A 4,041-nucleotide genomic window follows, 5' to 3' on the forward strand; every position below is an offset into this window, starting at 1 on the left:
AAGAATTAGCACGGGGGTGGAAAGATGACCCAGACACCTTAGCTATCCTCAAACAACTGGCTCAATCTGATGATAATAGGGGTGGGCGATATTCCGCAGTCCAAGAATTAGCACGGGGGTGGAAAGATGACCCGGAAACCTTACCTATCCTCAAACAAGTGGCTCAATTTGATGATAATTGGGCTGGGCGATATTTAGCAGCCCAAGAATTAGCACGCGCTTGGAAAGATGACCCAGACACCTTAGCTATCCTCAAACAACTGGCTCAATCTGATGATGATGGGGATCTGCGATATTTAGCAGTCCAAGAATTAGCACGGGGGTGGAAAGATGACCCAGACACCTTAGCTATCCTCAAACAACTGGCTCAATCTGATGATAATTGGGATGTGCGCTATTCAGCCCTTCAAGAATTAGCACGTGGTTGGAAAGATGAACCAGGGATATTTGAATTGTTGTGCGATTTTGCTATCACTCATCGTTTTAAAAGCCAGTTAATCTTCCCAAAGAATTACAGACAAACTGCACTTAAAATCATGCTCAAGCAATACCCCGATCGCCCCAAAACCTTAGAAATACTTCGCGATCGATTTGCCAACGATCCAGATGAAGAAGTCCGGCAGTTTGCCCAGAAAAAGTTGACAGAATTAGGGAATCTGTGATAGAAACACAAAAAGCAGAAATAAAATATGACTGTAGCGACTCATATCTCCAAAGCTTATGCAGAAATAGTTGATTTTTTGGCGGTAGCCACACTCCCCACAGCATTATCAACTTTCCACTCTCGGAGGAAGCAAAAAAGCATATCCTAGACCTAGTTTATGCCCACAATAATCAAGGCTTGACCCGCGCTGGAAAAAGCAAATTAGATAACTATCTAGTGCTAGAACATCAAATGACTCTCATCAAAGAGCTCACAAACACGTCGTTAAAGATTTAGTTTTTTTATATCTCGTCAATTAGCGTCCAAACGATCGCCACGACCGCCGCCAAAACCGATAAGAAGTGTTAAGTTAGTAGTTAGTTGTGTTGATCGCACAGAAAAAAAATGCCTGAACTACAAACCGATACATACCAAGACCTCGACCCCCAAGTCCTCTCAAAGCCCGTTGTTGTCGGTCTGGAAGAGGTAACAAAAGTTTACGGGATTGGCGACCTGGAAGTTCGCGCCTTAAACGGCGTCAGCTTGACCGTAAGACAAGGAGAATATTGCTCGATTATGGGCGCATCGGGTTCCGGCAAATCTACAGCTATGAATATTATCGGCTGTCTCGATCGACCTACGAGCGGCAGTTACTACTTAGACGGCGTAGATGTCGCCCAAATGCCGGAAGAAGAATTAGCCGGAATTCGCAATTTAAAATTAGGGTTTGTATTCCAACAATTTCACCTGTTGCCTCAATTGACAGCCTTAGAAAATGTCATGTTACCGATGGTTTATGCCGGCATTCCCGCAGCAGAAAGACGCGAACGGGGAGTTGATGCTTTAACGAAAGTAGGCCTGGAAAGTCGGCTGCAAAACAGACCGAATCAACTATCAGGAGGACAGCAGCAGCGCGTAGCCATTGCCAGGGCTATTGTCAACCGTCCCGTGTTGTTGCTGGCTGACGAACCTACAGGTGCATTGGATACAAAAACTACTCAAGAAGTAATGGATATTTTTACCGAATTCAACGAAAGCGGCATGACTGTTGTTATGGTAACGCACGAACCGGAAGTAGCGCGCCAAACTCGCCGCGTTGTCTGGTTCCGCGACGGTCAAGTTATTCACAATAATCTCAACCCCGAAGAGCTTTCACACGCTGTATTTTAGTATAATAGTCCGCGAAAAGCGGAAAGAAAATGGGGCAATTGAAATCGCTTCTAGACAAACGAAGTCCGCCTACGCGGACTGAAGAATCAAGAGAGTATTACTTCTATCCAAGAGGGCTTTAGCTATTAGACAGGGGTTTTCAACCCCTGGCGGACTAATAGACAAAACGCCAGATATCTGCTTAATGAAAAGCACTGGGAAAAGCTTCCCAAACTCGATCGACAAAATCTCTAAGTTGCCGAGATGCGATCGCACCATCCTTTTTCTCAGAGTCCAGAGACTGCAACTGACTCAACAGCGAAATTACCTCGGTATCCAGCGCCGCCCGAAACAAACTCCGCGGCCACAGCAAATCAGCACCATCTCGCAAATCGGATAAAGTGTATTCTTCCGACCATTGCGCCGATAAATCCTTCCCCGACGCCGATACAACTAACATCAAAGGGCGCACCCAACAAACTTGACGTGCCTCAACCACTTGGATTACCTCGGAATGCAGGCACGCATCTCCACATTCTAAACTGACAATTTGACCAGGCTTAAAGTTCAAAGCACAATCCATTAATGCTCACACTTAATACAGACATAACAAAGCAGCGAAATAAGTGCTGCATCTCTCGACAGCACCAGAAAAAATTATATCATAATTCCTTCTTCCTTCTTCCTGACATCCGTTGCATCCGTCGAGCGAATCAGTTGCCGAACTTCCTTCTTCCAGACATCCGTCGAGCGAATCAGTTGCCGAACTTCCTTCTTCTCAACTTTCATCAAGCTTTTTAAGAGCCATTTCAAGATCGGCTGTCAACAATCGTGCTTCTTTTTTACCACCGCCACCATGGGCATAATCCGCCACGGAAATCGGAGCACCGATCGCAATTTTTACCTGAGAACCCCATTGAGGAATGCGCGGGCGATAGCGGATACTCATCGGTACAATTTTAACCCCCAAACCCGGTTTGCTCAACTCTGCTTGAATTGCCAAACGCGCCAATCCCGGCTTAATCGGATGAACTTCGCCATCCTGAAAAATACCGCCTTCGGGAAAAATCACCAACATTTCCTTGTCAAGGAGCAGTTCCACCCCATAACGGAGACTGCCAATTGCCGGATGCTTGAGATCGACAGCAAACCCCCCCAAATGTCTGATGAACCAACCTTGCAGTCCTTTGACCTCATCAGCAGTTACCATAAACCGCAAATCGCGTCCAGTCACCTTCTGTCCGGTTGAATAGGGCATCATCAGGGCATCCCACCGGGAACGGTGCGTAGGGGCTAAGATGACAGGCCCGTCTTTCGGCAAGTGCTCCTGTCCGGTTATCTCAATCTTGCCAAAATGAAACGGTAGGACAACATAGTGACCTAGCGGATAGAGCAAGGAGGTTAACCAAGGAGAAACGCGAGAGGTATTAGATGCTACCTTGGCAGGCATTGGCTTCACTAGAGATGATTTACTGGACTCAACGGCGATCGTGGCGGTGTGGGGCATAGCAATTAAGCTGCTTGATCGAGATCTAAAGTCTAAAGTAAGGTGTTGGCTAAATCTTTAGTTTTTAGATCGGGACACTTTTGCTATTGGCCTTGTGCCGATCGAGCGATCGCGCCCGCAAGAGATAATCTCTAACAGATAAAACCTCAGCCAACCGGACAGCACTAATACAAAGTACTCGGCCGCCTGGAAAGCTCGATCGGGCAATTACGGATCTATTATTTCAGTTAAAGGATCAATTTCGATTAAACATCGCCCCGAAGAAAGTAAAAAATTTTACCTGTTAATTTTTCCGGCGCGCTTCAAACCAAGAAAGCAACTGATCGCGGCAAACAGACTCCATAATACCGCCAAGCACCTCTAAGCGGTGACACGAATGCGCGCTATCGGGAATATTAGCAGCAGTCCGAATTGTGCCAGTTTTCGGGTCATCTGCTCCGTATACCAGCAAACCAATCCGAGCTTGGACGATCGCACCAGCGCACATCGGGCAAGGTTCCAGCGTTACGTAGAGCGTGCATTGGTTGAGATGCCAGTCTTGCAAAACTTGGCCGGCCGCCCGCAAAGCCAAGATTTCAGCGTGAGCAGTCGGATCGCAGTCTCGCTCTCGCCGATTTTGCGCTTCGGCAATCAATTTGCCAGTACCGTCAACAATGGCAGCACCAACGGGTACTTCACCGGCATCACCGGCTGCTTGTGCCAACTCCACAGCCCTAGTCATCCAGCGTTTGTGAATAAAATA

7 protein-coding genes are annotated in these 4,041 nt (G+C 47.1%); 3 read left to right on the forward strand and 4 right to left on the reverse strand.

Annotated elements, in window-relative coordinates:
* From QUA45_RS27710 to QUA45_RS27720, 3 genes are all read left to right on the forward strand, one after another.
* The coding region (locus tag QUA45_RS27710; RefSeq protein WP_333223063.1) for a HEAT repeat domain-containing protein at window positions 1-662 on the forward strand (662 nt) is incomplete at its 5' end.
* 27 nt (window positions 663-689) lie between these two features.
* A complete protein-coding gene (locus tag QUA45_RS27715; protein ID WP_333223064.1) occupies window positions 690-812 on the forward strand; it encodes a hypothetical protein in 123 nt (40 codons plus the stop codon).
* Window positions 813-1,048: 236 nt separating this feature from the next.
* The gene (locus tag QUA45_RS27720) at window positions 1,049-1,813 is read left to right on the forward strand and encodes an ABC transporter ATP-binding protein (RefSeq protein WP_333048723.1); all 765 of its coding nucleotides are present in this window, start codon (window positions 1,049-1,051) and stop codon (window positions 1,811-1,813) included.
* Between the two features lie 181 nt (window positions 1,814-1,994).
* On the opposite strand, the gene QUA45_RS27725 is transcribed toward QUA45_RS27720, so the two are convergent.
* The 4 genes from QUA45_RS27725 to tadA all read right to left on the reverse strand — a co-directional run.
* A complete protein-coding gene (locus QUA45_RS27725; RefSeq protein WP_445305353.1) occupies window positions 1,995-2,363 on the reverse strand; it encodes a hypothetical protein in 369 nt (122 codons plus the stop codon).
* A gap of 86 nt (window positions 2,364-2,449) precedes the next feature.
* Complete coding sequence (locus QUA45_RS27730) at window positions 2,450-2,581, reverse strand: hypothetical protein (protein ID WP_333095750.1); 132 nt, start codon at window positions 2,579-2,581, stop codon at window positions 2,450-2,452.
* A complete protein-coding gene (locus tag QUA45_RS27735) occupies window positions 2,571-3,299 on the reverse strand; it encodes a lysophospholipid acyltransferase family protein (RefSeq protein ID WP_333095749.1) in 729 nt (242 codons plus the stop codon). The genes QUA45_RS27730 and QUA45_RS27735 overlap by 11 nt, the downstream gene beginning before the upstream one ends.
* Window positions 3,300-3,582: 283 nt before the next feature.
* On the reverse strand, window positions 3,583-4,041 hold a 459-nt coding region (gene tadA, locus QUA45_RS27740; protein WP_445305354.1), incomplete at its 5' end, for a tRNA adenosine(34) deaminase TadA.

The sequence above is a fragment of the Microcoleus sp. Pol12A5 genome, from assembly GCF_036701435.1.
In the GTDB taxonomy this organism is placed as follows: domain Bacteria; phylum Cyanobacteriota; class Cyanobacteriia; order Cyanobacteriales; family Microcoleaceae; genus Microcoleus.

What these genes read in the sequence shown, in the direction of transcription:
- QUA45_RS27715 (WP_333223064.1), top strand. Translation starts at nt 690, where the DNA reads ATGACTGTAGCGACTCATATCTCCAAAGCTTATGCAGAAATAGTTGAT.
- QUA45_RS27720 (WP_333048723.1), top strand. Translation starts at nt 1,049, where the DNA reads ATGCCTGAACTACAAACCGATACATACCAAGACCTCGACCCCCAAGTC.
- QUA45_RS27730 (WP_333095750.1), bottom strand. Translation starts at nt 2,581, where the DNA reads ATGAAAGTTGAGAAGAAGGAAGTTCGGCAACTGATTCGCTCGACGGAT.
- QUA45_RS27735 (WP_333095749.1), bottom strand. Translation starts at nt 3,299, where the DNA reads ATGCCCCACACCGCCACGATCGCCGTTGAGTCCAGTAAATCATCTCTA.